The sequence below is a fragment of the Streptomyces sp. NPDC001787 genome, from assembly GCF_040297465.1.
GTDB lineage: Bacteria > Actinomycetota > Actinomycetes > Streptomycetales > Streptomycetaceae > Streptomyces.
Window position 1 is genome coordinate 23,116 of the sequence record NZ_JBEOZE010000026.1, and the last position, 25,401, is coordinate 48,516.

A 25,401-nucleotide genomic window follows, 5' to 3' on the forward strand; every position below is an offset into this window, starting at 1 on the left:
GCCGCGGCCGGTCCTCCCGGCCGCGGCGGCGCCGCCCCGTCTACCACTCCCGCCACTCGTCCGTGATCTCGTACCGGTCCATTCCGTTGCGTTCGGCCAGTGCCGTCACATCGACACCGTTCTCCGTGAGGGTCGCGTCGATGTACTCGCAGAGCAGCTCGCGCTCGCCCGTCTCGTAACCCACCCCGTCGTGGGCCTCGTTGACCGCGTTCAGCGCCAGGACCACGCGCTCGACCTCGGCGAGGATCTCGTCGTCCGAGGGCGTGCTCAGTGCGCGTATCCCGGCCTCGAAGGAGTCGAGCGTCTCGTCCGTCGCGACCACGAGGGAGTCGGGGAACAGCTGGGTCGCGAAGGCATGTTCCGGAGTGAGGGTGCCGGCCGCCAGTCCGGCCGCCTCCTCGGTCAGTTGTCGGCGCCAGAGGTCGCTAGGTTTCTCAGCCATACCGGAAATGTACGGGCACCCTCTGACAGCCGGGCACGTTCCCTCGCCGTTCGACCGGGTGTCACCGCCACCCGATAGCGTGTCCCCGACTCCCGCGCTCGGCGAGCGCCGGAGCGGGCCAACCGGGCGTCAAGGGCAAGGAGATCGGGGAGATCAGTCATGGGCGAGTCCCTGAAGACCTTCGTCGGCGGTACCGAAGTCGAGGTGCCCAACAGCATTCCGGACATCCGGGCCACCCTGCCCGAGGAGAGACGCGAGGAGTTCGACCGCGCCATCAACGAGGCGGGTGTGCACGAGATCCAGGCCGTGATGCGGCACTGGATGCTGGAGGCCGTACCCGATCCCGAGGCCGAACGGATTCTGGACCGGCTGGCGCAGGACGAGGCCGAGAGGCGGAGCGTAGCTTGAGCTTCCGCATCTCCTACGCACCGCCCGCCGACGACACCCTGGCCAAAATGCGGGACGGCGAGACCTTCCGGGACGAGATGGCCCGCACCCTGGGGAGCGATCCGTACGGGCACGGGTCGTCCGCCGTCAAGAGCGAGCACGACCGTCGCGAGGCAACGGTCTTCGGCGCCATCGTCCTCTACTACGTCTCCGGTTCCGTGCTGACCGTCACCGTCGTCCGGCTCGTACCGCTGCCCTGAACCGACATCAGGTCAGCGGTGCGGGCGCGGCCTTGGCCGCGGGTCAGGAGAGCTTCGCCGCCTGAGCGGTCACGATCGCGGTCGGCAGCTCGAAGCCCTCTGCCCTGCCGCCCGTCGCGGCCAGGTTGAAGGAGACGAACGTCGCGAACGTGCCCGACCGGCGCATCGCCACGAGCTTGAACGGGACCTGCTTGCCCTCGCTCTCGCTCGTCACCGTCCAGCCGATGGCCTCGTCCCCGCCGGTCACCTTCTCCTCGGCGAGCCCGGCGATCTTCTGTGTGTCCCCGTCCATCGTGATGCTGAACCCGCCGCCGCACTTGGCCGCGGACTCACGCACGGCGGCCAGGGTCTCCGGCGCCCCCTGGCCCTCGTACGAGGAGAGGGAGACCAGCGTGGACGTCAGGTCGAAGGCCGCGGCGAACGCGTCCTCCGCGTCGCCCTCCGGCATCTCGGCGAGGTCTTCGAGCGAGGTGCCCTCGTCCGTCTTCTTGGGCTCGCTGACGGCGGTGCGCTGGGTGCGCGCGACCGGCTCGCCCTGCTCGACACCGAGGTAGGCGTGGGCGAAGGGCTCGCACTCCTTCTTGTCGACCGTGACGCTGTCCGCCTTCACCTGGTCGTCGGGGCCCGCCTGGGCGATCTTGTTGCCCTTGACGTCGCCCTGGACCAGGGACGCCTTCTTCAGTTCCGCGGCGGTCAGGGTCTTCACGGCGGGCTTCCGCCCGGCGCCGTCCCCGGCCACGGCACTGCTCGCGCCGCCGTCCTTGCCGTCCGATCCCGACGCATCGGACGAACCGCCGCATGCCGTGGCCAGCAGGGCGAGGGATGCCACGGAAGCGGCGAGGGCGGTACGGCGTACAGCGGTGGCGCGCATGGTTCATCTCTCCGTCTCATGGAGCAACGGCACTGCCCCCGTGCGGCGGTTCGTCACGCCACCGGGACGCGCCGTCGCAGTACGCCACAGCCTACGATCGGACACCTGTCCGAACATCGGAATATCCGCCCACCCGGCATGATCGTGATTCTGCTGTGATCGGCTTGTGAAGACGCTGTGGGGCCCGCTCGCCGCCCGTCCTCCTCGAACGGCACCCAGGTCCGGCACCGGTGTCGCCGCCGAGATCGTCAGGTGGCGGACGGGCGTTGGATCAGATGGGTGAACGCGTCGAGGTTCCGCGTGGACTCGCCGCGCGACACCCGCCAGGCGTACTCCTTGCGGATCGCACTGGCGAAGCCCAGTTCCAGCAGAGTGTTGAACGATCCGTCCGCCGCTTCGAGGACCGTACCCAGCAGCCGGTCCAGCTCCTCCGGTGTGACCACGGAGAGGGGGAGCTTGCCGACCAGATAGATGTCGCCGAGCGGGTCGATCGCGTAACTCACGCCGAAGAGGCGCAGATTGCGCTCCAGCAGCCAGCGGTGGACGGCCGCGTCGTTCTCGTCCGGGTGCCGGACGACGAACGCGTTGAGGGAGAGGGAGTGCTCCCCGACGAGCAGGGAACAGGTGGTGGACAGCTTGCGGGTGCCGGGCAGTTTCACCACGTAACTGCCGGGTCCCGGGCTCTCCCATTCGAGCCCGGCCTCGTTCAGGGTCGCCTCGATGACCTGCGCCGCTGCTGTCTCGTCGGGTACGTCAGCCATGGGGCGAGCGTACGACAGGGACGACGGGCGCACGCGTCCCGTACGCCACCGGAGGCAGCCCCGGCCAGGAAGGTCCGGGCCCCGGCCAGGGAAGGTCGGGCCCCGGCCGGAGAAGGTCCGTCGCGGCCGGGGGGGGGGAAGATCCGTCCCGGCCGGGGAAAGGTCCGGGCCCTCAGCCGTGGTGGGTCCGGGCCCGGCGGCGGTGGTCGCACATCGCGGCCGTGTACACGTCGGCCGTCGCCGAAGCCGCCGTGTCCCAGCCGAACGACTGGGCGTGCGCGGCGGCCGCCGCACCCATCCGGTCGACCAGTCCGGGCGCGTCCGCGAACCGGCCTATCGCCCGCGCGTACGCCTCCGGATCGTGCCCCGGGATCAGAAAACCGCTGACCTCGTCCCGTACCGCCACCGGAAGGCCCCCCACCGCCGCCGCGACGACCGGGGTGCCGGCCGCCTGGGCCTCGATGGCGACCAGCCCGAAGGACTCGCTGTACGAGGGCATGACCAGCACGGACGCGGCCCGGAACCAGTCGGCGAGCTGGTCCTGCCCGACCGGCGGGTGGAACCGTACGACATCGGCGACGCCCAGCCGCGCGGCCAGCTTCTGCAGGCCTTCCGGCTTGGCGAGCCCGCTGCCGCTGGGACCGCCGACGACGGGCACCACGATCCGGCTGCGCAGTGAGGGCTCGCGGTCCAGGAGCACGGCCACCGCGCGCAGCAGCACATCAGGGGCCTTGAGCGGCTGGATACGGCCCGCGAAGAGCGGGATCAGGGCGTCCTGCGGCAGACCGAGGCGGGCGCGTGCGGCGGCACGCCCGTCCGCCGGACGGAAGCGCTCCAGATTGACCCCGGGGTGCACGACGGCGACGGCCGCCGGGTCGGCCTCGTAGAAGCGGACGAGCTCGTCGGCCTCCTCCGCGGTGTTGGCGATCAGCCGGTCGGAGGCGCGGACGATCTGGGTCTCGCCGATGACCCGGGCGGCCGGCTCGGGGGTGTCGCCGACGGCGAGCGCGGCGTTCTTGACCTTCGCCATGGTGTGCATGGCGTGGACGAGCGGGACACCCCAGCGCTGGGCGGCGAGCCAGCCGACCTGGCCGGAGAGCCAGTAGTGGGAGTGGACGAGGTCGTAGTGGCCGGGGCGCTGACCGGCCCACGCCTGCATCACGCCGTGCGTGAAGGCACAGAGCTGGGCGGGCAGGTCCTCCTTGGCCAGACCCTCGTACGGCCCCGCGTCGACGTGCCGGACCAGGACACCGGGCGCCAGCTCGACCGCCGGGGGCAGGGAGCCGGTGGTGGCCCGGGTGAAGATCTCGACCTCGATGTCGATCGCGGCGAGGCGCTTGGCCAGCTCCACGATGTAGACGTTCATCCCGCCCGCGTCGCCGGTACCCGGCTGGTGGAGCGGGGACGTGTGTACGGAGAGCATCGCGATGCGGCGCGGCTTGCGGTGCGATCCGGGGAAGCCTCCGGGGAACCTGATGCGCGGCGCCACACGGGTGGGGCCGAGCCGAGAGACGTACTGACTCACGTCGTCCGTTCCTCCTCGCTCAGGGCATGCCTTAGAAGGGGCACGCGGTCCCTCCGAAGGGCGAGAACAGCGGAATCTCACCTTTCATTTCCGCTTTGCCAAATAATTACGTACGAATGACCGGAGGCGATCCGGGACGACCGGCTGTCCGCCCGCCGGCCCGCCCCCGCCCGTCACATACGCTCGGTGCATGCGCCAGCGCCCCATCGGCACCGCGACCCGCGGGACCACCAACCCCAACCGGCTGCGCCGTATGGATCGCTGGATCGCCGCGGTGCACGGCCCGGCCCTGCGCCGCGCCGCCTCCCCGCTCGCCGTCGACCTCGGCTACGGCGCCGCCCCCTGGACCGCGGTCGAGCTGCTGGAGCGCCTGCGCACCGTCGAGCCGCGCACCTCGGTGGCCGGTGTCGAGATCGACCCGGACCGGGTCGCCGCGGCGAAGCCGTACGAACGCGACGGGCTCACCTTTCTCCACGGCGGCTTCGAGATCCCGCTCCCGGAGCGGCCTCAGCTGATCCGGGCGGCGAACGTGCTGCGCCAGTACGACGAGGACCAGGTCGCCGAGGTCTGGGAGCGGCTGTGCGCGCGGCTCGCCCCCGAAGGGCTGCTCGTCGAGGGCACCTGCGACGAGATCGGGCGGCGGCATGTGTGGGTGGCGCTGGGGCCGGAGGGCCCGCGGACGGTGACCTTCGCGACCCGGCTCGGTTCGCTGGAGCGCCCCTCCGACCTCGCGGAGCGCCTGCCGAAGGCACTGATCCACCGCAACGTTCCGGGCGAGCCGGTGCACGCCTTCCTCCGCGACTTCGACCGCGCCTGGGCCTCCGCCGCCCCGTACGCCTCACTGGGCGCGCGGCAGCGCTGGATCGCGGCCGTGCGCGCGCTCCGTGCCGACTGGCCGACGACGGACGGCGTACGCCGGTGGCGGCAGGGCGAGATCACCGTGCCGTGGACCGCCCTGCGCCCCGGCGGGGGCTGAACCGCGCGGCACGCCGTAAATCGCCGCTCCCGGGAACGTCGCCGACTCATCGTTCGTCCCGTATCTACGGGACGTGCGCCGACTGGGGCAGGGGTGTGACAGGGGGATGGCAGAGGGGTGCGGCAGAGGGGTGTGACGTGTCAGCCGCGGTCGGCCTCTGTTGCTTTACGGGGTGACATGGCACGATCGCGACGGTGCCGAGAAGTTACTGACGGTAAGTCATATGTGCGATACCTGACTTTTATTGCATTCGCCCGTAGGGGGAGCTTGTGAACCGACGCCACTGTGCCGCTGCCGCGATCACTCTGGTCTGCGCGCTGGCCGTGCTGACCGCGCCGGTCCAGGCCATGGCCGCGCCGATTCCGGAGCCCTCCCCCACCGCTCCCGCGAAGCCGGGGAAGAAGAGCCTCGAAGAGGTCCGCCAGGAGATCGACACGCTCTACCGCAAGGCCGGGGCGGCGACGGACGCGTACAACCTCGCCGAGGAGCAGACCGAGAAGCAGTCCGGCGAGATCGTCAAGCTGGCCAAGGCGATCGTCGACGGCCAGGCACGGATCGCCGAGCTGAAGAACCAGGCGGGCGCCCAGGCCCGCGAACAGTACCGCAACGGCGGGCTGCCCCCGGGTGCGCAACTGGTCCTCAGTGACGACCCCCAGCTCTTCCTGGACGGGGTCAACCAGGTCCGTCAGGGCCAGCAGGCCTCCAAGCAGGTCCTGGCGGAACTGAACAGGACCCAGGAGGACTTGGAGACCTACACCCAGGACGCGAGCCTCAACTGGCAGAAGCTCGAAACCAACCGGCTCAAGCAGGCCAAGGCCAAGAAGAAGATCAACGCCCAGATCGAGGCGGCGAAGAAGCTCGAATCGCAGCTGGAGAAGAAGGAACTGGCCCGGCTCCTCAAGCTGGAGCAGGAGGCCGAGTACACGGCGCAGACCGCGTGGCTCTCCTCCGGCGCGCTCAAGGACATCAACCGCGAGGCGAGCGCGAGCGGCAAGAAGGCGGTGGCCTTCGCGACCCGGGAGATCGGCAAGCCGTACGTCTGGGGCGCCGAGGGCCCCGACTCGTACGACTGCTCGGGGCTGACCTCACAGGCCTGGGCGGCGGCGAAGCGCCCGATACCGCGGACCTCGCAGGAACAGTGGCGCCAACTGCCGCGCATCGACATCAAGGACATGCGCCCCGGCGACCTGATCATCTACCACAGCGACGCCAGCCACGTCGGGATGTACGTGGGCGACGGCGCCATCGTGCACTCCCCGCGCCCCGGCCGGAACGTCACGCTGGCGGGCGCGGGCTCGATGCGGATCCTCGGAGTGGTACGCCCGGACAAGTAGGAACCGGGCGCGCGGTCCGGGGCCGGGGTCCGGGGCCGCGTAGGTGGTCCGGGCACGAGGGGTCCGGGCAGGCGGTCCGGGCACGAGGGGCCCGGCACGAGGGGTCCCGGACCGGGGCAGTACTGCGGACTTACGGGTGCACGCCGGACGAGTGGCGGCACTGACGCGGCGGCCCGGAGCCGTTCCCGGTGTCCGCCGTACGAATCGGCCGGCCGCGTCAACCGGATCACGTCAACCGGATCACGTGAGCGCGGCCACGTGAGCGGGGCCACGCCTCGCCCCCACGGCGCGTGATGTTTGTCATGGCCTCCGCCCCCGCCCCGGGGCGGCACATCTCGCCGGATCCGTGCCGGGACGCGGCTTATGGCTGCGCATATGACAGTGGCCGATCCCCGCGCGCCATTCCGCTCGCCTGCCGCGGACCGCTATGGTCCCCGTCTGGCGGGTCGTCGATCGTCGTCCCGCCGCACCCTCGGGGGGAGGGAAGGAAACCCGAACCGATGCCCGTACCCGTACCGCAGCAACGTGCCGTTCCCGCTGCGGAGACCACCCATGGCGCCGACCTCACCCTTCTGGTGATCGAGGACGACCCGGCGGGCACCATCGCCGTACCCGAACTGTCGGCCGGGACCCGGGTCCGTATCCGTACCGCCCGCAATCTCACCGAGGCGGAACGGCTCCTCACCGACGACGTCGACTGCATCCTGCTGGACCTGGCCCTGCCCCTGCCCCTGAGCGCCGAGACACGCCACAGCGACACCGGGGCGGGGCCGGAAGCCCCCTCCGGGCGCGCGGACGAGCTGGCGGCGCTCACCCACGTACTGCGGATCGCGCCCCGGCACGCCGTCCTCGCGCTCACGGCCGAGGACGACGCGGAGCTGGCCGCCGAGGCGGTACGGGTCGGCGCGCAGGACTACCTCTTCCGGGACGAACTCGACGCCCGGCTGCTGAGCCGCGCCATCCGGTACGCCGTGGAGCGCAAGCGGGCGGACATCGCCCAGCACCAGCTGACCGAGTCCCGTCTCCGCGCCCAGGAGAACGCCCGGCTGGAACGCGGACTGCTGCCCACCCCACTCCTGGACGGCTCCGACCTGAGCTTCGCCGCCCGCTACCGGCCCGGCCGGAGCCGCGCCCTGCTCGGCGGCGACTTCTACGACACGGTCCGCACGCCCGACGGCACGGTCCACGCGATGATCGGCGACGTCTGCGGACACGGCCCGGACGAGGCGGCGCTCGGCGTCGAACTGCGCATCGCCTGGCGGGCGCTGACGCTGGCGGGACTGTGCGGGGACGAACTGCTCTCCACGCTCCAGCAGGTCCTGGAGCACGAGCGGGAGAGCGAGGAGATCTTCGCGACGCTCTGCACCGTCGACATCTCCCCCGACGGCCGCCGCGCCGGACTCTGCCTGGCGGGCCACCCCGCGCCGCTGATCGCCCGCCGCGGACAGGCCGCGAAGCTGCTCCCGTACGAGGACGGCGGCCCGGCCCTGGGTCTGCTGCCGCGCGCCCGCTGGCCACGACGCCAGGTCGAACTGGGCGGCTCCTGGAGCCTGATGATGTACACGGACGGGCTGATCGAGGGCCGCGTCGGGCCGACCGGCACCCAGCGGCTCGGTCAGGAAGGCATGGTCGCCATGATCAACGGCCAGCTGGATCTCGGGCTGGCCGGCGAGGAGCTGCTGGAGGCGGCGGTCACGCAGGTGCGGGAGCTGAACGGCGGCGAGCTGACCGACGACGTGGCGGTACTGCTGCTCGACCGCGACCAGGAGCGGATACGCCGACGGGGCGGCAGCGCACCGCGCTCCCGCCCCGTACCGGCGTCCACTCGCGCGGCGAGCGCTCAGCGCCCGCCGTTGTAGGGGCCGTACGGGCCGTCACTGCTGGATCCGCCGCGACGGCCGCCGCCCGAGACCGCCTTGAGCGCGGGCCGTACGTCGACCATGAACACGATCGACGCGACCGTGCCCGCGAGCTGGAGGAACAGCATCGGGACGAAGAGGTTCACGGCCACGGTGATGCCGAGAATGATCAGCCAGAACGACTTCTTCTGCTTGTCCGCCGCACGGTAGGCGTCCTCGCGGGCCGTCACCGCGAAGAACAGCGCGATCACGGCCAGCACCAGCATGGCCAGATAGAGCAGCCCGATCAGTGTGCCGAAACCTGTGAGCAACATGGTGTCTACCGCCTAGTGAGTGGATGGGCGCCCTGCGGCCAAGCTACCCGGAGAACGAACCGGCCACCGGTATAGGTGCCCGGTCCGTGCCCCGGCCACTCGGCCGACGGCCCCGCGTGGACCGCCCGGGGTCACTTCCCGGCGGGCGGGGTGGGCTTCTTCGCCGCGGGCTTGCGCGGGGCGGGCGCCTTCCGGGCGGGCGCGGCCTTGGCCTCGGCGGGCTTGGCCGTGACCGGCTTCGCCGCGGCAGCGGGCTTGGCGACGGCGGCGGGTTTGGCGGTGGCAGCGGGCTTGGCGACGGTGGCGGGCTTGGCCGGCGCGGCCTTCGGCTCGCTCTTCGTGGCGGGCGCGGGACCAGCCGCCCGCCCGGCCGCGGCCTTCGCCTTCGGCTCGGCATCCACGACGGCGGCGATCTCGATGATCTCGTCGGCCGTCTCGCCGCGCCAGGTCTTCACACTCTGCTCGCCGCGCTCGGCGACCTTCTCGTACGTCTCACGGGCCCTGACCGCGTACTCGGCGGCCACGCCCAGGCTGCGCAGCGCCAGGTCCTGAGCGCTCTCACCCAGCTTCTTCAGATCGGTGTCGAACGATCCGAACACCTCGGTGACCTTCGCCTGCACGGTGGCCTGGGCCTCCCTGGCCTGCGTGGTCACCTTCTCCTGCACGGCCTTGGGGTCGGTGTTGCGTACGGCCTCGATCCGCTCGGGCGCCTCGGCCCGCAGCTGCTCGATCAGCGCCGGGACCTTGCGCGCCTGCTGCACGGCCAGGTCGGCCGTGCCGGCGGCGAAGTAGAGGGGGGTGGGGTCGGTGAGGGTCTTGCGCAGGTCATCGGTGATGGCCATGACTGTGGTCCTCCCGGATCATCAGAACTAGCTGTGAGGGTGTGTGGCTGTGTCGGTACCGGCATCGGACTCGGACTCGGGCCCGGACCCGGGCTCGAACCCGTTCTCCTTGCGGAAGGAGTCGTAGATCTGGAGCAGCACGTTCTTCTGCCGCTCGTTGATCGACGGGTCGGCCAGGATCACCGCCCGCGTCTCCAGCTCCTCCCGCTCCCGCTCGTCGAGGATTCCGGCCCGTACGTACAACGTCTCGGCGGAGATCCTCAGTGCCTTGGCGACCTGCTGCAGAACCTCCGCACTGGGCTTGCGCAGGCCGCGCTCGATCTGGCTGAGGTAGGGATTGGACACCCCGGCGGCATCGGCGAGCTGCCGCAGTGAGAGCTGCGCCGCGCGTCGTTGGTCGCGCAGGTACTCGCCGAGATTGCCGACGTTGAGTGATGCCATGGTTCGATACTGCAACAGGCCTGCTAACTATTGCAAGCAGACGCTTGCAAAAGTGTCGCCTGCCACTCGCTCGGAGCAGTGGCGTCCTCGCCCATCGCACCGGTGACCTGTCTCGCTGAAAGCGGGCCAGTCTCGGTCTATCTGAGTCATCTGGACTTGCGTCCCGGTCGACCTGGGCCATTTACCGATCCGTCTCGCTCTTTCCGAGCCACCGCCGCGCCTCGCTCCCCACGGTCGTCGTACGTGGTCAGCGCCGGGTGGGGGTGGCTGGTGGAGCCTGAGGACTTCTCGCTGGAGTACATCGACGCTCGCGGTGAGCTGCGCAAGGGGGCCGCTCGGGGTGATGTGGCCGACGCGTTTCGAGGCTGCCGGGCAGGTGCGGGCGTTCCCGTCGTACCCGGGACAGCGAAATTCTCCCGGCTGGTACTGGGCTGCTACCAGTGGCGGGTTGGTGGGCTTCGAGTCATGGGTGGAGCTTGGCCATCTGATGCGGCTGGATCAGTCATACACCGGACTACTTCGTACGCCGGCGGGACGGCACTGCCGTGGTGCTGGATGTGCGTCCTGATGACCGGATCGAGCCCAAGGATGCCGTGAAGTCCGCGGCCACGGCCGCGGCCTGCGCCGTGGTGGGCTGGGATTTCGAGCGGGTTGGTGTGCTCGATCCGGTGTTGGCGGCGAATCTGCGCTGGTTGTCGGGTTACCGGCATCCGCGAGTACGGCGCGAACCTGTGGTGGCGGGGCTGCGGGCGGTGTTCGCCCATCCTCGGGGGCTTCTGGCCGGGGCTCGTGCGGTGGGTGATCCGATTGCCGTGCTGCCGGTGCTCTTCCACCTGCTGTGGTGTCGGGAGCTGGCGGTGGATTTGGAGGCCGGGCTGTTGTCGGCGGCGACGACGGTTCGCCCGGCATCCCCAGTCGCGCGGGAGGTGAGTGGTGGTGCCGACGCGTCCAAAGCTGTTGTCGCTGGGTGACCGGGTTCGCTTTGACGGGCGGGAGCACACGGTTGCGGCCCTGCACGGCACTTCGGTGCGGCTGGTCGATGATCCCCAGGCCGCCGGTGTCGTGCTGCTGGGGCATCTCCTGGTGTCCGAGGGGTTCGCCGTGCTCGGCACCGCGTTGAGCCGCCCACCGTTGCCGACACCCTGGCCGGGCTCTCGAAATACCTGCACCAGCGAACCGGCGGCATGATCGGGAGCCTCTCCCACCTGATCCGGGCCGCAGCGATTTCCGCCATCCTCGACGGCAGCGAGTGCATCACCAAAGCCTCCCTGCGAAACATCCGGATCGACCACAACAGCGAGTCGGATTCCCCGCCTGACGCAGGCAGGAAGGCTGGGTGAACATGCCGTTCGAGGCCGTCGTGTTTCGTCCGCTGCCGCGTCCGCTCAAGCCCTTCCCGCAGGAGACCGAAGCCTCGTTCCTGGACCGCCTCGCCACGGCCAACGCGATGCCCGTCCAACGCCTTCAGCGGCCTTCCCACTGGCTGGAATCCCGTCTGGATCCGGTCGGCCGGATCAGTGTCCTCAGCGGACAGCCTCAGACCTCGATCCGGTACGCGATCCCCCGCTGGGAGCCACAGGCGTGGAACACCCCGCAAGGTCCCTTCGCCGCAACCACCCGATGGGCGTGCCGGCGCTGTGTCGCCCGCAGGACCGGCACCCCCGGCCAAGGCGTCATGGTCTGGATGTCGAGACACCACGACCAGGTCTGCATCCCGCATCGCCTCTGGATCGGCCGGGCCGTCGAAGCCCCCGCCAACCAGTTCGACCTTGCTGATCTACCGGAGATCGTCGCCGCCCAGAAGCGCCACTACCGGCTCCTTCGCCGCTATGGTCCCGGCGTGATCAACGTCTGCTACTAACAGACCTCCCGCTTCTGGATCACCCTCCTGCAGCACGGTTACCGGATCAGCGACCTCACACAGCGACTCGCCCGGCTCCAGCCCCGCCCTGCTCGCACTGTCCGGCCGTGGGACCCCAAGCGCTACGCGGCGATCTATCCCGAGATCGTCAAAGCCATGGTGTTCTACGCAGCGCCGCACTGGCGCGGCCTGGCACTCTCCGGCGTTGAGGCGGACTTTCGGGCCTTCCACGCCGAATTCATCCGGCGGCTCCCCAATGAAAGCTCTCTCCGCACCACCGCCAAGCCGTGGTTCATCCACCAACTACGCGTGATCGCAGACACCATCGAGGCCGCCGCGGGCCTACCGGCAGCACACGGGGCCAACGGAGCAGGGGAGCTGACGTGAGCAGCATAGGAGCCGATCATTAGGCTCCGCTCATGACCAGCGACCTCGGATTCACTTGCTCGTGCTGCGGCAGCCATCACGCCGAACTGCCGATGAACTACTCGGCCACGGCCCCCTACGTCTGGGATCCGCGTTTCGCCGACTCTGCGGACTGCCTGCTCTCGTCGGATCAGTGCGTCATCCAGGCACAGCACTACTTCGTCAAGGGTCTGATCGAGATACCGATCATCGGCAGCGACGAGGTCTTCTCCTGGGCCGCATGGGTCTCCCTCAGCCGGGACAACTTCGCCCGAGCCGCGGACCTCTGGGACACCCCAGGACGTGAATCCGAGGAGCCGTACTTCGGCTGGCTGTCCACCGACCTCTTCCTCTACTCGCCCAGCACCATCGACTTGAAGACCCACGTTCACACCCGCCCCATCGGGCAGCGTCCCTTCATCGAGCTGGAGCCGACCGATCACCCTCTCGCAGTCGAACAGCGGACCGGCATCACTATGGATCGCGTCCGTGAAATCGCCCAAGCCGTTCTCCACCCCACCGACGGCGAATCCAAGTGACGTCGAACGGGCTGCTGACCTGGCGTTCCGCCCATGACCACCCCAGACGTCGGCACTGACGATGAGGCCAGCGTGACGATCCGCTGCCAGGACAACTCGTCTGTCGGTGTGAGGTTCTGCGACCGGTTCAGCTTCGACGAAGACTCCGTGCACTACGCCGTCGAGCTACAGGCTCCAGGCTTGGCCGCTCGAGTCAATGAGGTCGTCGCCTGGATCTGGGACAGCGATCTGGTCCCGTTCCTGGAAGGGCTCGCCGCCGACTACCGGGGATGGGACGGCGAACGGAACTGGCAGACCAACGACCGTGACCTCGCGATGTCAGCCGTCTTCCGGTCCGGCGGCCACGTCGGACTGACCTGGACCTTGCGGCCATGGCCGCAGGCCGGCGGCGGCTGGAGCGCCTCGGTGACGACCTGGCTGGAGGCCGGTGAGCAGATGGCTTCCCTGGCGGCCGATGTCCGGCATTTCCTCGCCGGGGAGCCGCGGTGACAGCCGGCATACGAATCACCTGGACGCTGGGGACACATGGGTGGGCTGACTGCGTCGTTGAGGACCACCAGGCGAAAGCGGACCTGACCGCGTCCTACATCAGCAACGCGCCCGAAGAGTTCCTGGTGGCGGTGGCCCGGCTCGTCGCGGGCGAGACGGAAGCTCGCGCCCAGCTTGAAGCCGAGCCGACCGCTTACCGGTGGATCTTCTACCGCGAAGCTGCGGATGTCTGGATCCGCTTGCTGGAACTACGTCGCGGCAGCGATCACGACAACAGGGGCACTGAGATCTGGTCGTCCCAACTCCCCATCGATGCACTCGCCCGGGCTGTGGTCCGCTGCTTCGACGAGGTGTCTCGGACCTACGGCGAGAGCGGCTACCGAGGCAACTGGGGCGAGCACTTCCCTCGAACCGAACTCGAAGCCCTAAGACGCCTCTGGCACGTTCAATGCCAGGACGATGGCACATAGCCACAGGCGCCAACTGCTCAGGTTGAGCGAGACTGACCAGCCATCGCCGTCTCACTCAACCTGAACCACCCCAGGTCACGGCTTCACGATGGCCCACGTCTACTGAGACAGGTCACCCATCGCACCGGGCAGGCCGCCCTCCGTCACGCATGGCCGCCAAACTCACCCGGCCACCGGCGTGACGCTCGACTCAGGGAAGCCGTCCACGCCGTCGGCGGCGTCCGCGCAGAGGCCGGGCAGCGGGCTCGCCCGTCGCCTCGCGGAGTGGGGGAAAAACAAAAGGCAAGGAGGTTGCCCACTCCTTGCCACTCTCAACGTATAGCGCACCGGGGGCCTTGCGGCAAGACCCCGGTCATGATGCAGAATCCCCAACCGAAGCCGGAACCTGGGGAAATCAGGTATTCGCGAAGTACGAGTTCTTTGTCCCAACGACGGGACTCGCACGGAGCGGAGCGCCCGGCGCGATGCGGTTCATTGAACGGGTGGGGATTTCATGTTTGACGTGATCGTGGTCGGCGGCGGGCCTACCGGGCTGATGCTGGCCGGCGAGCTGCGGCTGCACGGTGTGCACGCGCTCGTGCTGGACAGGATGGCGGAGCCGAACCGGCACTCGCGCGCGCTCGGCCTGCACGCGCGCAGCGTGGAGGTGCTGGACCAGCGCGGTCTGCTGGAGAAGTTCCTCGCGCTCGGCCGGCAGTACGAGGTCGGCGGCTTCTTCGCCGGGCTCGGCACCTCGTGGCCCGACCGGCTGGACACCGCGCATTCGTACGTCCTCGGCATCCCGCAGGTCACCACCGAGCGGCTGCTGACCGAGCATGCCGTCGAGCTGGGCACCGAGATCCGGCGCGGCTGTGAACTGGTCGGCCTGAGCCAGGACGAGCACGGGGTGACCGCCGAGCTGGCCGACGGCACGGCGCTGCGCTCGCGCTACCTGGTGGGCTGCGACGGCGGTCGCAGCACGGTGCGCAAGCTGCTCGGGGTCGGCTTTCCCGGTGAGCCCGCCAGGGTCGAGACCCTGCTGGCCGAGGTGGAGCTGACCGTGTCGCCGGAGACGCTGGCCGCCACGGTGGCCGAAGTCCGCAGGACACAGAAGCGGTTCGGCACCATGCCCCTCGGGGACGGGACGTACCGCCTGATCGTGCCCGCCGACGGGCTGGCCGAGGACCGCACGGTCCCGCCGACCCTGGAGGAGCTCAAGAGGCAGCTGCGGAAGCTCGCGGGCACCGACTTCGGCGCGCACTCACCGCGCTGGCTCTCCCGCTTCGGCGACGCCACCCGGCTGGCCGAGCGCTACCGGACCGGCCGGGTGCTGCTGGCCGGCGACGCGGCCCACATCCACCCGCCGACCGGCGGGCAGGGGCTCAACCTCGGCATCCAGGACGCGTTCAACCTCGGCTGGAAACTGGCCGCCGAGGTCAACGGCTGGGCGCCGGAAGGGCTGTTGGACAGCTACCACACCGAACGGCACCCGGTGGCCGCCGACGTACTGGACAACACCCGGGCGCAGACGGAGCTGCTGGCCACCGGGCCGGGCCCCCGGGCGGTGCGCCGGCTGATGTCGGAGCTGATGGAGTTCGAGGAGGTGAACCGGTATCTGATCGAGAAGATCTCCGCCATCGCGGTCCGCTACGACTTCGGTGAGGGGCACGAACTGCTCGGCCGGCGGCTGCGGGACGTACGGCTGAAGCGCGGTCACCTCTACGGGCAGATGCACGGCGGCCGGGGACTGCTGCTCGACCGGACCGGACTGCTCTCGGTGGCGGGCTGGGCGGACCGGGTCGACCACATCGTCGACGTCAGCGAGGAACTGGACGTGCCCGCGGTGCTGCTGCGGCCGGACGGCCATGTGGCGTGGGCGGGCGAGGACCAGCAGGAGCTGCTCGGCCGGCTGCCCGAGTGGTTCGGCGCCCCCACCGGCTGAGCCGACGCGCCATGTCCCCGGTACTACTGCGCCGTTGTCCCGCGCGTCCCGACGGCCGTCGCCGTGGCGGCGGCCAGTGCCAGGCACAGCGGCGAGTAGGCGACGCGGTCGAGGCGGCGGAAGCGGGCCGAGGTCGAACCCGGGGACAGCAGGTCGGTACGGCCCGAGAGCCCGGCCGCGCCGCGCAGCGCCAGTACGCCCGCGACACCGGCCGTGCCGAGGCGGGACAGCGCCGGGGTGCGCCGGGGCCGCCCCGCGACCAGGAGGGCGGCGGTACCCAGCGCCCCCGCGACCGCGAAACACGCCCCCGGGCCGGGCGGGGACGCCTGGCCGGCCAGCGCGTCGGCGAAGGACTCCCGGTCGGGCAGGGGCCACGACGAACCCAGCCCCCAGGCGACGTGCAGCCCGGCCAGAGCGGCCAGCGTCGCGACGGAGGTGCGGGTGGCGGCGCGTTCGAGGCTCATACCGTTCACGTTACGCCCGCGCCCGGCGCCGCCACCCGGCGCCCTGCGTCCGGTGCGCCGCGTCCGGCGCCCAGCGTCACTGTCATACCCGGCTGCCACAGTGCGGCCATGGAAGAAGAGAGCTTCGAGGACTTCTGGACGCTGATCGAGGACTCGCGACGGCGGGCGACCGGCCGTGACGAACGCGAGGAACTGCTCGGCGAGCGGCTCGCGAAACGGCCGTCGCGCGAGATCGTGCGGTTCCAGATCCAGCTGTACCGCCTCCGGCAGCGGGTCGACACCTGGGAGATGTGGGCGGCCGCCGAGCAGATATTCGGCGGCTCGTGTTCCGACGACAGCTTCTGGTACTTCCAGTTCTGGGTGGTGGGCCTCGGCCGCGAGGACTTCCACAAGGTGGTGGCCGACCCGGACGCGCTGGCGGACATCGCCGAACTGCGCCGGCTGGCCGGCCGGCCCCTGGGCGCCTGGCCGGACGACGAGTGGCCCGAGTGGGAGGGCCTCGACCACGTCGCGGCCGGGGCGTACGAGAAGCTGACGGGCGAGGAGGACGGGCTGGAGGCGGCGCTGGACGCCGAGGGCATCGAGCACCCCTGCAACCCCGAGCCGGACGGTGCGGCGTGGGACGTACGGCACACGGAGGAAGCGGCCCGTCGACTGCCCCGCCTGAGCACGATGTTCCCGCTCCCGGAACGCACCGCCGGATGGCACCGCGCCGGGTGAACGGGGGCAGTACGGCCTGTCGTCGCGCGCCCGCCAAGGATTACGGGCAGCCCCTACGATGCGGGCACCTGAGCCAACGACCTGAAAGGAGCCCGGGATGTGGCCCCGCTCAACGGGATCGCCCCCCGCACGGCCGCCCGGGGCGGGGCCCGCGTACGCCCCCTTCGACGCGGTGCTGTGCGATCTGGACAACGTGATCCGGTTCTACGACATGGCGGGGGTGACCGAACTGGAACGGGCCGCGGGCCTGGCGGCGGGCACCACGACAAAGGTGGCGTACGCCCCCGAGGTCGATCTGCCCCTGCTCCTCGGCCGGATCACCCCGGACGAGTGGGTGGAGGCCATCACCCGGGGGCTGATGGACCTCCCGGCCGGCCGGCGGGCGCACGGCCGGGGCACGGGCGAACCGGTGACGGGCGAACCGATGACGGACGGGCCGGTGACGGACGGGCCGGTGACGGACGGGCCGGTGACGGACGACGGGCCTGCGGGGGCGGGCGGCGCCGGGGCGGGGAGCCCCGGGCCCGACGCGTGGGCCCGTGAACTGGGCCGGGCGCTCGCGCGGGCGCCGTTCCGGGCGGACCCGGCGGTGGTCTCGCTGCTGCGGCGGGCCAGGGCCCGTGTCCCGCTGGTGCTCGTCACCAACGCCTCGCTCCAACTGGACTACGACCTGGCCTCGTTGGGGCTCACGGATCTGGCCGACGCGATCGTGAGCAGCGCCGCGGAGGGTGTGGCCAAACCGGACCGGGCCATCTACGAGATCGCGGCGGCGCGGGCCGGCGTACCGATGGAGCGGTGTCTGTTCGTGGACGACCGGCAGGAGAACATCGCTGCCGCCGTCGCGCTGGGGATGACCGGCGTACTCTTCCGTGAACCCGCCGACCTGGAGCGCGCGTTGGGCCCCGTGCTGGACGGCTCCCCGCGGGAGGCGGCGCATGGCGACACAGCGGAGGAGGACACATGGGTGGCGAGGTAATGCCGGGCGGGATGGTCAACGCCGGGGCCGTCGTCCGGCACGGCGGCATCGTGGAGCGGCCCGCCCCGCCGCACGCCGCCGCCCTGCACGCCCACCTCCGGGCACTGGCCGCCGAGGGCTTCGACGGGGTTCCCGTACCCCTGGGAGTCACCGCCTCCGGCCGCCGCGAACGCCTCTCCTACGTACCCGGGGATGTCGCGGTCCCGCCGCACCCGCCGTGGGTGTGGACGGACGGCGCGCTGCGTTCGGTGGGTGCCCTGCTCCGGCGGATGCACTCGGCCGCGGCGGGCATCCCCCTCGATGCCGCCGCCGGGTGGTCCGCCGAACTGGCCGATCCACAGGGCGCGGGCGCCGCCGGGGCGCTGCTGTGCCACAACGACGTGTGCCTGGAGAACGTGGTGTTCCGCGACGGCCGTGCCGCCGCCCTCATCGACTTCGACCAGGCCGCTCCCGGCCGGCCGCTGTGGGACGTCGCGATGACGGCCCGCTACTGGGTTCCGATGTCGGGTCGCGACGGCCTCGACCGGGCGCACCGGCTCCGGTTGCTGGCCGACGGCTACGGGCTGGGACGGGCGGACCGGGCCGCACTGCCGGGTGTGATCGAAGAGGCGACGGGAGTGTGCCGGGCCTTTGTCGAGCGGCGCGTGGCGGGCGGGGATCCCGTGTATGCGGGGGCACTTGAGGCGGGCGGCGGCTGGGGTCGCTGGGACCGGCATCAGGCCTGGCTGGCCGGCCATCGTGACGAGCTGGCCGCCGCGCTGCTGGCGGGCTGACCCCTCGGGCCCCTCCCGCACGGGCCTCCCGCACGGCCGTGCCGCACGGAAACCCGGCACCCCACCCGGGAGGCCGGGCGCCCCGCACGGAAACCCGGCACCCCACCCGGGAGGCCGGGCGCCCCGCACGGGAACCCGGCACCCCACCCGGGAGGCCGGGCACCGCCCCCGCCGCTACTCCAGCCCCGTCCTCAACTGCGCGAACGCCAGCTCGGCCGCCCGTACCGCCGACCCGTACACCTGCCCCGCGCTCTCCCCCGCGTCGATCCGCCGCCAGTTCTCCATGGCCAGGATGCGCAGTACGGCGGCGATCTGTCCGGCGGCGAGCCGCTCGGCCGTCCCGTCGCCCAGCGCACGGGCGAGCGCCGCCTCGGAGCGCCCCTGGTAGGCGTACATCCGGGCCACCAGGGACGGCGTCCCGTACAGCAGCCGTTGGTAGGCGAGCACCTGCGGGACGTCGCAGAGCCCGGTCACCGGGTCGCGCCGCTCCAGCCCGTCCAGGTAGTTCCGGCGCAGGGCGTCCAGCGGGGTCTCCCCGGCCGGCCGGCCCGTCACCACCCGGGCCGACTCGTCCTCGTGGTCGGCGAACCGGTGCAGGACCAGGTCCTCCTTGGCGGGGAAGTACCGGAACAGCGTCGGCTTGGAGATGTCGGCGGCAGCCGCCACCTCCGCCACCGAGACCTTGTCGAAGCCCCGCTCCAGGAACAACGCGATCGCGGCGTCGGAGACCGCCTGGTAGGTCAGCTGCTTCTTGCGCTCCCGCAGTCCGGCCGGCTCCCGCGCCACCGCCCCGGTCGCGGGCCCCTCTCCGCCCTCGGCCTGCTCTCCGCTCTCGGCCTTCTCTCCACCCATGACCACGCAGCCTACGCCCTTGACCTCAAGCGGACTTGACGTCCGCACCGTCGTCCGCGGCGCCGGAAGGTCCCTCCCCGGTCCGGTTCGCTTCGGCGCGCCGGGCGAGCACCTCCACCCCGTCCAGCAGCCGCGCGAGGCCGAAGGTGAACTCGTGGTCGGGCTCGTCCGGCTCGCTCATCACGCCCGCGTCCAGCAGCCGGGACAGCGACGGATGCCGTACGGGGTCGGCGAGCCGTTTCACCGTACGCTCCCACCCCGCCATGACCTCCTCGGCGGGAATGCCGCGCGCCTCGACGGCGGCGGCGAGATCACTCATCAGCAACGCCTCGTTCCGCACGAAACCGCCGACGAGGAGGATCACGGAGATCTTCTCGCCCTCCGCCAGCCCGCTGCCCTCCAGCGCCTGGAGGCCCTGCTCCCACCAGGCGATCGAGTGCGGACTCGCGGGCGGGCCCGCGATCGGGATGCGGAGCATCCACAGGTTCCGGTGGAACATCTCGCGCTGCGACCAGGCCCACTGGCCGATCGCCTCGCGCCAGCCCGCCCCGGTCTCCAGGGCGGGCAGCGGCGACGGCAGCCCCATGGCCGCCTCCTGCATGAGGACGAACAGCTCGTCCTTGGCGGAGACGTACCGGTAGAGCGACATCGTGGATGCGCCCAGGTCCTTGGCGACGCGCCCCATCGACACCGCCGCGATCCCCTCGTCCGCCGCCACGGCCACGGCCGCGTCCACGATCCGCTCCAGGCTCAGGCCGGGCTTGGGGCCCTTGACCGGACGCTCGCGCAGCCCCCAGGCGGCCTCGATGCTGGGCGGCAGGTCACTGCCTCCGGGCGCGCCACTCTTCTCCGCCACCGAATCCCCTTTTTCCGCTTCCGGAACCCCTGCCCCCCGCTTGACCACCATTCTAGTTTTGCGTAATGCTTACACAGTAACGCGTATGTCATACGCAGAAGGGGGATCGGCCATGATCGCCGAGAACAGCGGAAGCAGCGGAAGCAGCGGCAGAGGCAGAGGCAGCCGGAACAGCGGGAGCGCCGGAAGCGGCGGCGCCCGCGGAAACCGCGCACCCGCCGACCCGCGGCCCGCCATCGAGGCCCACGGCCTCACCAAGTCCTACGGAAACCCCGCGGTACGGGTGCTGGACGGCATCGACCTGAGTGTCGAACGCTCCACCGTCCTCGCCCTGCTCGGCCCCAACGGCGCGGGCAAGACCACCACCGTGCGCATCCTCGCGACGCTCACCACCGCGGACTCCGGCACCGCCCGCGTGGCCGGGTACGACGTCGTCGCCGACCGCGCCCGGGTACGCCGCTCCATCAGCCTCACCGGGCAGTTCGCCGCCGTCGACGAGACGCAGACCGGCGAGGAGAACCTGCGCATGATGGCCCGGCTGACAGGCCTCCCGCGCACCGCCGCACGGCACCGGGCCGAGGAACTCCTCGCGCGCTTCGACCTCACCGACGCGGCCCGCCGCCAGGCACGTACGTACTCCGGGGGCATGCGCCGCCGCCTCGACCTGGCGGCCGGGCTGGTCGGATCGCCCGAGCCCGGCGTCTTCTTCCTCGACGAGCCCACGACCGGCCTCGACCCGCGCAGCCGTCAACAGCTCTGGCAGGTCGTGCGCGACCTCGCCGCCCGCGGCGCGACGGTCCTGCTCACCACGCAGTATCTGGAGGAGGCCGACCAGCTCGCGGACCGGATCGCCGTCCTGGACAAGGGCCGGATCGTCGCCGACGGCACCGCCGACACCCTCAAGTCACGCGTCGCCGGGCACCGCCTCGACCTCGTCCTCACCAGCCACGAGGGCTACCTCCGGCTGGCCGGCCGCGCCGTGCACCACTCCCCCGGGACGCTCACCCTCGGGCTGCCCACCGACGGCACGGCGGCCCATGTCCGCGCCCTGCTCGACGAGATCGACCCGGCCGGCACCGAGGTGGCGCGCTTCAGCGTGCACAGCGCCACCCTCGACGATGTGTTCCTGGCCCTCACCACGGAGGTGCCCGCCCATGTCTGACGCACCCGGAGCGCTCACCCACGCGGCGGTCCTGAGCGGGCGCAGCCTGCGCGTCAGCCGTCGCAACATCGACGCCGTCATCACCTCGATGATGCTCCCGATCATGCTGATGCTGATCTTCGTCTACTTCTTCGGCGGCGCGATCGACACGGGCGCGGACCACGGCCCGTACGTCATGTACGTCGTTCCCGGGGTCCTGCTCCTGTGCGCCGGCTTCGGCTCCGCCACCACGGCGGTGGCCGTCAGCGAGGACATGAAGGGCGGCATCATCGACCGGTTCCGCTCACTGGACGTGGGCGGTACGCCGGTGCTGGCCGGACATGTCGTGGCGAGCACCGTGCGCAATCTGGTCTCCACCACCCTGGTGTTCGGCGTCGCCGTACTGATCGGCTTCCGCCCGGCGGCCACCGGGGCGGGCTGGCTCGCCGTGGCCGCCGTACTCCTCGCGTACATCCTGGCGCTGTCCTGGATCTCGGCGGCGATCGGCCTGCTCGCCCGGACCCCGGAGGCGGCGGGCGGGTTCACGTTCTTCATGTCGTTCCTCCCGTACCCGAGCAGCGCGTTCGTCCCGATCGACTCGATGCCGGGCTGGCTGCGCGGCTTCGCCGACCACCAGCCGATCACCCCGGCCATCGAGTCCCTGCGCGGACTCCTGCTGAACCAGCCGGTGGGCAACGCGCCCTGGGTCGCGCTGGCCTGGGCGGCGGGCATCCTGCTGGTGGCGGTCGGCCTCTCGGGGATGCTGTTCAGGCTGCGGACCCGATGAGCCACGGGCCGGAGGCCGTCCCGTCTCAGAAGCTGTCCGGGCACCACGGGCGCCGCGCCGTCCGCAGCGCGCGGTCCGCCGACCGGGCGGCGCCGGTGCGGTTCTCCTCGGCCCGGCCGAGCGCGACCAGCCGCAGGACCGACTCGTCACCCAGGTAGAGCGCGCCCAACTCCCGCACGTCCAGGGTCAGATCAGGGCTCCGCGTGGTGGGGGTGCAGCTCGCCCCGGAGGTGGAGACCCCCAGCAGGAAGCGTCCCCCGGCCAGGCCCGCGGAGTCCTGGACGTCCAGCACCAGGCCCGCCTCGTCCTCGTAGCCACGGGCCTCCAGGGCGCGGGCCACGTCCAGGACGCGCACCCACAGCCAGTCCACGTGGGTGACCACGCGGGCGGCGCGGGGGTCCGGGAGGAACAGGGGCAGCGGGTCATCGGGGGCGCGGAAGTCCGAGCGGACCGTGGTGATCCAGTCGATCGAGCAGATGAAGTGCCACAGCGCCCGCTCCGCCCGCGGAGTCACCGCGATCACTCCCGTCACTGTCGCCTTGTTCAACGGCTGCTTCGCATCACCCCAGTTGTCGTCCGCGGTGTAGGCGGCAAGGCCCTCGACGGTGCCGTCGGCGGAACGGTAGAGCGCGTAGAACGGCTCGGTCCAGGCAGTGTGCGCGGAGGTGACCGTGCCCGTGTTGACCTCCCACCAGCGCTCGTTCCGGCTGACGGCGCCGGGCCGGCCGGCGGCGAAGCGGGCATGCAGTTCGGGGCCCAGCTTGCGCACCTCCGCGCCGTCGATCAGCTCGATCCCGCCCCCGCCGTCCGCCTCGGACGGACCCGCCCAGCGGGGGTCCAGCCCGGCCCGCGGGACGTCGATCTCCCACTGGGTGGCCCAGGTCGCCGGGCCGAACCCGTACCGCCCGTAGATCGGATACTCGGCCGCCACCAGGGTCGCGACCACCTCGCCGCGCTCCTTCGCCGCCGCCAGGTCCGCGCCCATCATCCGGCTCAGCAGCCCGCGGCGGCGGTGCGTGGGCGTCACCGTGACCCCGCTGACCGCGTCGGCCGGCACCGTGGCGCCGCCGACGACGGTCAGTTCCTGGGCGAACGAGCGGAACGTCGCCACGCAGCGACCGGCGTCGAACGCCCCCTGGACGCGGGACAGATCGGTGTGCGCCAGCCGGCCGGCGATCTCCTCCTCGGACGCCTTCGCCGTACGGAGGAAACCGGTGGACACGGCGCGCAGCCAGTCGGGGTATTCGGACTCGGTGACAGTGCGGACCTCAAGGCTCATACGCCCACGCTAAACACACGCCCGTCAGAATGTCGCGCGGATTTCGCCGACCTCCGCGGCCCCGCCCAGCAGCGGCGCCCGGCCGATCCGGGACACCACCGGAGCGTCGACGCCGAGCAGTTCGAGCGCGCGGGCCAGCACCGGGCCGAGCGCCCGCGTCGCACCGTCGTCGATCTTGAAGGCCAGCGCCCGGCCGTCCGCCAGCGCCACCGCCTGCACCGCCTCCGCGCCCATCTTCGAGAGCGTGCCCGGCACTTCGCGCATCAGCCAGGTGTCGGGGCGCCGGGTGCCCGCGACGTACTCCGGGTGGGCGCGCATCGCGTCCGCGACCCGGCGCTCCGCCGTCCCCGGCTCCGCCAGCACGAACGACCGGAACGCCCGCGCCAGCCCGACCAGGCCGATCGCCATCAGCGGCGCCCCGCAGCCGTCCGTACCGACCGCCGGGACGCTCTCGCCCGAGGCCTCCTCGACCACCTGGAGCACCAGGCGCTGGAGCGGATGCGCGGGGTCGAGATACGTCGCGGTGTCCCAGCCGTTGAGCACACAGGCCGCCAGCATCGCCGCGTGCTTGCCGGAGCAGTTCATCGTGATCCGCTCGCGGACATGACCGGCGGCGAGGTACGCCTCCGCCTCCACCGGGTCCAGCGGCAGGTCGGGCGGGGTCCGGAGGTCGTCGGCGCTCAGCCCGTGCTCGGCCAGCACCGTGCGTACGAGTGCGAGGTGGAAGTCCTCCCCGGAGTGGCTCGCGGCGGCCAGGGCCAGGCGCTCCCCGGACAGGTCGAGCCCGGCCCGCAGGATCGCGGCGGCCTGCATCGGCTTGTTGGACGAGCGCGGGAAGACCGGCGCGGCCGGATCGCCCCATGTCCGCTCCACACTGCCGTCGGCGGCCAGCAGGACCAGCGAACCCCGGTGATGGCCCTCGACGAAACCGGACCGGACGACCTCGGCCAGCACGGGCGGGGCGGGAGCGGTGGTGGCGGTGACAGCGGTGGCGCCGGTGGACGTCATGGTGGGCCTTCCGGGGACGGGGGCGGGACCCGTGCCCGGAAGGATCGCTTCAGGCGAGCAGGTCGTCTACTTGTGCTTCCCCGTCACGGTACCTGCGGGCGATCTCCGCGCTGCAATCGTCAGCGGTGCGCTGGAGCTGGTGACGACGACGGGAAACCTGCTGCTCATAGCGGACCAGCCGTCCCATCGCCGAGTGCAGTTCCTCGTCGGTCCGCGCGTCCAGATCGGACAGTTCGACCTCGGCGAGCGTCTCCGCGGCCAGTCGCCGGTACTCGTCGCTGCGCGGCGTGGTCAGCGTGACGTGCCGGGCGGAGGTGCGGTGCTGCGAGGGGGCGTCGGCCAGGATCTCCGAGAGCCGGTCCACCACCGGCGCCTCCGGGTCCCGGCGGCGGGCCAGCTCGGCCCGCAGGATGTCGATCCGGCCCTGTACCAGGCGGCGTACGTAGCTGAGGTCGGCCTCGTCGCGCTGCGCGTCACGGCGCAGGGTCCGCAGCTCCGGCAGCCGCAGCCCGCCGAAGCCGGCCGGTACCCGCCCGGTGGCCGGCCCGTCCGCCCCGGGAACGGCCACGACCGGTGGCACCAGGCCCTGTTCGGGTACGGACGCGGCGGTCGCGCCGCCCGGACCGGGCAGGCACAGTGGCGCGGGGCTCTGTCCTGACTGTCCGGGCTGCCCCGGCAGGCTCCGTTGCACGGGTGGCCGCATGGTGCTGGCACGTGGCACCGGTACGGCCCCGGGAGATTGTCCGGCTCCATATGTACTCATGCTGTTCCGTCCCCTCGACCGGTGCGTCGGCACACCGACATCGTGCATCGTGCCACTTGGCGGGGTGCCCACGCAGGTGCTCTGT

Annotated in this window: 30 protein-coding genes; 17 read left to right on the forward strand and 13 right to left on the reverse strand. The window is 71.5% G+C overall.

The features are described 5' to 3' along the window. Positions 1-40 precede the first annotated feature (40 nt). The gene (locus ABT170_RS29545) at positions 41-442 is read right to left on the reverse strand and encodes a hypothetical protein (protein ID WP_351872404.1); all 402 of its coding nucleotides are present in this window, start codon (positions 440-442) and stop codon (positions 41-43) included. Between the two features lie 159 nt (positions 443-601). Between ABT170_RS29545 and ABT170_RS29550 the strand changes: the two genes are divergently transcribed. Both ABT170_RS29550 and ABT170_RS29555 read left to right on the forward strand, forming a co-directional pair. Continuing rightward, entirely contained in the window at positions 602-850 is a 249-nt protein-coding gene (locus tag ABT170_RS29550; RefSeq protein ID WP_266932187.1) for a hypothetical protein, read from the forward strand. Next, positions 847-1,089, forward strand: coding sequence for a hypothetical protein (locus ABT170_RS29555; protein ID WP_329942151.1), 243 nt, complete (start codon positions 847-849; stop codon positions 1,087-1,089). Before ABT170_RS29550 ends, ABT170_RS29555 begins: the two co-directional genes overlap by 4 nt. A gap of 43 nt (positions 1,090-1,132) precedes the next feature. On the opposite strand, the gene ABT170_RS29560 is transcribed toward ABT170_RS29555, so the two are convergent. From ABT170_RS29560 to mshA, 3 genes are all read right to left on the reverse strand, one after another. Then, complete coding sequence (locus tag ABT170_RS29560; protein ID WP_329942152.1) at positions 1,133-1,960, reverse strand: hypothetical protein; 828 nt, start codon at positions 1,958-1,960, stop codon at positions 1,133-1,135. 248 nt (positions 1,961-2,208) lie between these two features. Next, a complete protein-coding gene (locus ABT170_RS29565; protein WP_329942153.1) occupies positions 2,209-2,721 on the reverse strand; it encodes a type III secretion system chaperone family protein in 513 nt (170 codons plus the stop codon). A gap of 172 nt (positions 2,722-2,893) precedes the next feature. Continuing rightward, the gene (gene mshA / locus ABT170_RS29570) at positions 2,894-4,246 is read right to left on the reverse strand and encodes a D-inositol-3-phosphate glycosyltransferase (protein WP_329942154.1); all 1,353 of its coding nucleotides are present in this window, start codon (positions 4,244-4,246) and stop codon (positions 2,894-2,896) included. 190 nt (positions 4,247-4,436) lie between these two features. Here mshA and ABT170_RS29575 point away from each other — a divergent pair, with 190 nt between their 5' ends. The 3 genes from ABT170_RS29575 to ABT170_RS29585 all read left to right on the forward strand — a co-directional run bounded on the left by ABT170_RS29575 (position 4,437) and on the right by ABT170_RS29585 (position 8,415). After that, positions 4,437-5,222, forward strand: coding sequence for a class I SAM-dependent methyltransferase (locus ABT170_RS29575; protein ID WP_329942155.1), 786 nt, complete (start codon positions 4,437-4,439; stop codon positions 5,220-5,222). Positions 5,223-5,491: 269 nt separating this feature from the next. Next, positions 5,492-6,556, forward strand: coding sequence for a C40 family peptidase (locus ABT170_RS29580; protein WP_329942156.1), 1,065 nt, complete (start codon positions 5,492-5,494; stop codon positions 6,554-6,556). 500 nt (positions 6,557-7,056) lie between these two features. After that, positions 7,057-8,415 carry a PP2C family protein-serine/threonine phosphatase gene (locus ABT170_RS29585; RefSeq protein ID WP_329942157.1) on the forward strand — a complete coding sequence of 453 codons (1,359 nt, stop codon included), beginning with the start codon at positions 7,057-7,059 and terminating at the stop codon, positions 8,413-8,415. On the opposite strand, the gene ABT170_RS29590 is transcribed toward ABT170_RS29585, so the two are convergent. From ABT170_RS29590 to ABT170_RS29600, 3 genes are all read right to left on the reverse strand, one after another. After that, positions 8,397-8,729, reverse strand: coding sequence for a DUF2516 family protein (locus ABT170_RS29590; RefSeq protein ID WP_329942158.1), 333 nt, complete (start codon positions 8,727-8,729; stop codon positions 8,397-8,399). The two genes, ABT170_RS29585 and ABT170_RS29590, sit on opposite strands and share 19 nt — an antisense overlap. 131 nt (positions 8,730-8,860) lie before the next feature. Continuing rightward, a complete protein-coding gene (locus tag ABT170_RS29595) occupies positions 8,861-9,571 on the reverse strand; it encodes a hypothetical protein (protein ID WP_329942159.1) in 711 nt (236 codons plus the stop codon). Between the two features lie 27 nt (positions 9,572-9,598). Further along, positions 9,599-10,012 carry a helix-turn-helix domain-containing protein gene (locus ABT170_RS29600; RefSeq protein WP_329942160.1) on the reverse strand — a complete coding sequence of 138 codons (414 nt, stop codon included), beginning with the start codon at positions 10,010-10,012 and terminating at the stop codon, positions 9,599-9,601. A gap of 545 nt (positions 10,013-10,557) precedes the next feature. Here ABT170_RS29600 and ABT170_RS29605 point away from each other — a divergent pair. The 7 genes from ABT170_RS29605 (at position 10,558) to rox (ending at position 15,697) form a co-directional block, all read left to right on the forward strand. Continuing rightward, positions 10,558-10,983: a TnsA-like heteromeric transposase endonuclease subunit gene (locus tag ABT170_RS29605; protein WP_351872413.1), complete on the forward strand. Its 426-nt coding sequence runs from the start codon at positions 10,558-10,560 to the stop codon at positions 10,981-10,983. A 365-nt stretch (positions 10,984-11,348) separates the two neighbouring features. Continuing rightward, on the forward strand, positions 11,349-11,873 hold the full coding sequence (locus ABT170_RS29615) for a hypothetical protein (RefSeq protein WP_351872416.1): 525 nt from the start codon (positions 11,349-11,351) through the stop codon (positions 11,871-11,873). A 156-nt stretch (positions 11,874-12,029) separates the two neighbouring features. After that, a complete protein-coding gene (locus tag ABT170_RS29620) occupies positions 12,030-12,260 on the forward strand; it encodes a hypothetical protein (protein WP_351872419.1) in 231 nt (76 codons plus the stop codon). A 92-nt stretch (positions 12,261-12,352) separates the two neighbouring features. Next, positions 12,353-12,817, forward strand: a complete 465-nt coding sequence (locus ABT170_RS29625; protein ID WP_351872577.1) for a DUF2199 domain-containing protein — start codon at positions 12,353-12,355, stop codon at positions 12,815-12,817. 33 nt (positions 12,818-12,850) lie between these two features. Continuing rightward, on the forward strand, positions 12,851-13,306 hold the full coding sequence (locus ABT170_RS29630; protein ID WP_351872422.1) for a DUF6228 family protein: 456 nt from the start codon (positions 12,851-12,853) through the stop codon (positions 13,304-13,306). Continuing rightward, positions 13,303-13,776, forward strand: coding sequence for a hypothetical protein (locus ABT170_RS29635; protein WP_351872424.1), 474 nt, complete (start codon positions 13,303-13,305; stop codon positions 13,774-13,776). Before ABT170_RS29630 ends, ABT170_RS29635 begins: the two co-directional genes overlap by 4 nt. A gap of 493 nt (positions 13,777-14,269) precedes the next feature. Beyond that, positions 14,270-15,697: a rifampin monooxygenase gene (gene rox / locus ABT170_RS29640; protein ID WP_351872427.1), complete on the forward strand. Its 1,428-nt coding sequence runs from the start codon at positions 14,270-14,272 to the stop codon at positions 15,695-15,697. Positions 15,698-15,720: 23 nt separating this feature from the next. Here the strand turns inward: rox and ABT170_RS29645 are convergent, their stop codons facing one another. Then, on the reverse strand, positions 15,721-16,161 hold the full coding sequence (locus tag ABT170_RS29645; RefSeq protein WP_351872430.1) for a DUF3995 domain-containing protein: 441 nt from the start codon (positions 16,159-16,161) through the stop codon (positions 15,721-15,723). Positions 16,162-16,269: 108 nt separating this feature from the next. Between ABT170_RS29645 and ABT170_RS29650 the strand changes: the two genes are divergently transcribed. The 3 genes from ABT170_RS29650 (at position 16,270) to ABT170_RS29660 (ending at position 18,630) form a co-directional block, all read left to right on the forward strand. Then, positions 16,270-16,881 (forward strand): DUF4240 domain-containing protein, encoded by a 612-nt coding sequence (locus ABT170_RS29650; RefSeq protein ID WP_351872433.1) that lies wholly within the window; start codon positions 16,270-16,272, stop codon positions 16,879-16,881. Positions 16,882-16,978: 97 nt separating this feature from the next. Beyond that, on the forward strand, positions 16,979-17,857 hold the full coding sequence (locus tag ABT170_RS29655) for an HAD-IA family hydrolase (RefSeq protein ID WP_351872435.1): 879 nt from the start codon (positions 16,979-16,981) through the stop codon (positions 17,855-17,857). Then, on the forward strand, positions 17,842-18,630 hold the full coding sequence (locus tag ABT170_RS29660) for a phosphotransferase enzyme family protein (protein WP_351872438.1): 789 nt from the start codon (positions 17,842-17,844) through the stop codon (positions 18,628-18,630). Before ABT170_RS29655 ends, ABT170_RS29660 begins: the two co-directional genes overlap by 16 nt. A 174-nt stretch (positions 18,631-18,804) precedes the next feature. Here the strand turns inward: ABT170_RS29660 and ABT170_RS29665 are convergent, their stop codons facing one another. Both ABT170_RS29665 and ABT170_RS29670 read right to left on the reverse strand, forming a co-directional pair. Then, positions 18,805-19,488 carry a TetR family transcriptional regulator gene (locus tag ABT170_RS29665; RefSeq protein WP_443034260.1) on the reverse strand — a complete coding sequence of 228 codons (684 nt, stop codon included), beginning with the start codon at positions 19,486-19,488 and terminating at the stop codon, positions 18,805-18,807. Between the two features lie 19 nt (positions 19,489-19,507). Then, positions 19,508-20,338: a TetR/AcrR family transcriptional regulator C-terminal domain-containing protein gene (locus ABT170_RS29670; RefSeq protein ID WP_351872441.1), complete on the reverse strand. Its 831-nt coding sequence runs from the start codon at positions 20,336-20,338 to the stop codon at positions 19,508-19,510. Between the two features lie 85 nt (positions 20,339-20,423). Between ABT170_RS29670 and ABT170_RS29675 the strand changes: the two genes are divergently transcribed. Both ABT170_RS29675 and ABT170_RS29680 read left to right on the forward strand, forming a co-directional pair. Further along, entirely contained in the window at positions 20,424-21,500 is a 1,077-nt protein-coding gene (locus ABT170_RS29675; protein ID WP_329942167.1) for an ATP-binding cassette domain-containing protein, read from the forward strand. Next, on the forward strand, positions 21,493-22,266 hold the full coding sequence (locus ABT170_RS29680) for an ABC transporter permease (protein WP_351872444.1): 774 nt from the start codon (positions 21,493-21,495) through the stop codon (positions 22,264-22,266). The genes ABT170_RS29675 and ABT170_RS29680 overlap by 8 nt, the downstream gene beginning before the upstream one ends. Before the next feature lie 25 nt (positions 22,267-22,291). On the opposite strand, the gene ABT170_RS29685 is transcribed toward ABT170_RS29680, so the two are convergent. From ABT170_RS29685 to ABT170_RS29695, 3 genes are read right to left on the reverse strand one after another with little or no spacing between them, the layout of a single operon-like run. Continuing rightward, a complete protein-coding gene (locus ABT170_RS29685; RefSeq protein ID WP_351872447.1) occupies positions 22,292-23,545 on the reverse strand; it encodes a GNAT family N-acetyltransferase in 1,254 nt (417 codons plus the stop codon). 24 nt (positions 23,546-23,569) lie between these two features. Then, the gene (locus ABT170_RS29690; RefSeq protein WP_329942170.1) at positions 23,570-24,553 is read right to left on the reverse strand and encodes an asparaginase; all 984 of its coding nucleotides are present in this window, start codon (positions 24,551-24,553) and stop codon (positions 23,570-23,572) included. A gap of 49 nt (positions 24,554-24,602) precedes the next feature. Continuing rightward, entirely contained in the window at positions 24,603-25,316 is a 714-nt protein-coding gene (locus ABT170_RS29695) for an RsiG family protein (RefSeq protein WP_329942171.1), read from the reverse strand. Between the last annotated feature and the right edge of the window lie 85 nt (positions 25,317-25,401).

Coding starts and splice junctions, on each gene's coding strand:
- ABT170_RS29655 (WP_351872435.1), top strand. CDS start 16,979: ATGTGGCCCCGCTCAACGGGATCGCCCCCCGCACGGCCGCCCGGGGCG.
- ABT170_RS29650 (WP_351872433.1), top strand. CDS start 16,270: ATGGAAGAAGAGAGCTTCGAGGACTTCTGGACGCTGATCGAGGACTCG.
- ABT170_RS29660 (WP_351872438.1), top strand. CDS start 17,842: ATGGGTGGCGAGGTAATGCCGGGCGGGATGGTCAACGCCGGGGCCGTC.
- ABT170_RS29645 (WP_351872430.1), bottom strand. CDS start 16,161: ATGAGCCTCGAACGCGCCGCCACCCGCACCTCCGTCGCGACGCTGGCC.
- ABT170_RS29685 (WP_351872447.1), bottom strand. CDS start 23,545: ATGAGCCTTGAGGTCCGCACTGTCACCGAGTCCGAATACCCCGACTGG.
- ABT170_RS29560 (WP_329942152.1), bottom strand. CDS start 1,960: ATGCGCGCCACCGCTGTACGCCGTACCGCCCTCGCCGCTTCCGTGGCA.
- ABT170_RS29595 (WP_329942159.1), bottom strand. CDS start 9,571: ATGGCCATCACCGATGACCTGCGCAAGACCCTCACCGACCCCACCCCC.
- ABT170_RS29545 (WP_351872404.1), bottom strand. CDS start 442: ATGGCTGAGAAACCTAGCGACCTCTGGCGCCGACAACTGACCGAGGAG.
- ABT170_RS29620 (WP_351872419.1), top strand. CDS start 12,030: ATGGTGTTCTACGCAGCGCCGCACTGGCGCGGCCTGGCACTCTCCGGC.
- ABT170_RS29625 (WP_351872577.1), top strand. CDS start 12,353: ATGAACTACTCGGCCACGGCCCCCTACGTCTGGGATCCGCGTTTCGCC.
- ABT170_RS29675 (WP_329942167.1), top strand. CDS start 20,424: ATGTCATACGCAGAAGGGGGATCGGCCATGATCGCCGAGAACAGCGGA.
- rox (WP_351872427.1), top strand. CDS start 14,270: ATGTTTGACGTGATCGTGGTCGGCGGCGGGCCTACCGGGCTGATGCTG.
- ABT170_RS29690 (WP_329942170.1), bottom strand. CDS start 24,553: ATGACGTCCACCGGCGCCACCGCTGTCACCGCCACCACCGCTCCCGCC.
- ABT170_RS29590 (WP_329942158.1), bottom strand. CDS start 8,729: ATGTTGCTCACAGGTTTCGGCACACTGATCGGGCTGCTCTATCTGGCC.
- ABT170_RS29600 (WP_329942160.1), bottom strand. CDS start 10,012: ATGGCATCACTCAACGTCGGCAATCTCGGCGAGTACCTGCGCGACCAA.
- ABT170_RS29630 (WP_351872422.1), top strand. CDS start 12,851: ATGACCACCCCAGACGTCGGCACTGACGATGAGGCCAGCGTGACGATC.
- ABT170_RS29565 (WP_329942153.1), bottom strand. CDS start 2,721: ATGGCTGACGTACCCGACGAGACAGCAGCGGCGCAGGTCATCGAGGCG.
- ABT170_RS29575 (WP_329942155.1), top strand. CDS start 4,437: ATGCGCCAGCGCCCCATCGGCACCGCGACCCGCGGGACCACCAACCCC.
- ABT170_RS29695 (WP_329942171.1), bottom strand. CDS start 25,316: ATGAGTACATATGGAGCCGGACAATCTCCCGGGGCCGTACCGGTGCCA.
- ABT170_RS29550 (WP_266932187.1), top strand. CDS start 602: ATGGGCGAGTCCCTGAAGACCTTCGTCGGCGGTACCGAAGTCGAGGTG.
- ABT170_RS29585 (WP_329942157.1), top strand. CDS start 7,057: ATGCCCGTACCCGTACCGCAGCAACGTGCCGTTCCCGCTGCGGAGACC.
- ABT170_RS29680 (WP_351872444.1), top strand. CDS start 21,493: ATGTCTGACGCACCCGGAGCGCTCACCCACGCGGCGGTCCTGAGCGGG.